General features: G+C 47.0%; 1 protein-coding gene. It reads left to right on the top strand.

Going from position 1 to position 511, the window contains the following annotated elements; all coding sequences use genetic code 11:
• Window positions 1-85 precede the first annotated feature (85 nt).
• Window positions 86-367, top strand: coding sequence for a hypothetical protein (locus R7Z50_RS31225; protein WP_000575657.1), 282 nt, complete (start codon window positions 86-88; stop codon window positions 365-367).
• Window positions 368-511: the final 144 nt, after the last annotated feature.

Genomic DNA, 511 nt, shown 5'->3' with positions numbered 1-511 from the left:
TATTAAAATGTATCTTTGAAAAAGTAGAGTTTTTGGAATAGGATAGGTGGTGCTGAATGCCCACTTTTTACAAGGAGCGCGACCAGTGATTTTTGATGTAAGAGCGACCTTTGAAGTGGCACTCCAGACGGACACCCACCTGGTACTTATCGATCTGGATCAGGGAGCATCAGTTACGAACGATGCTGATGCAGTGATCGCCTGGTTGGCCGCAAACCTCGAAGGTGGAATTGGAAAACGTAAGGTGTACTACCGGGACACCGATGGACGCTTTGATGAGCTCAAGGTTAATGCCGGTGCTTTTGCCGGATTTGCACCTTGTAGCGAAGGCCAGCAGACCACCTTGGCTGGGATGCTCGGCCAGTAACTTTGTGTGGAGAACTCGATGTTAAACAAAAACAAATTTGAGAAAGTTTTAAAGAGAATCCTCGATAAGAACTTTGAGCGCTGCTCTATTTGCAGGAAACCATTCCCTGGACCGTGCCATACTTTTGCTGGTTTGGATTCGGAC

Source organism: Vibrio sp. 1249-1, assembly GCF_033340495.1.
This window is presented reverse-complemented; position numbering and strand designations above follow the sequence as displayed.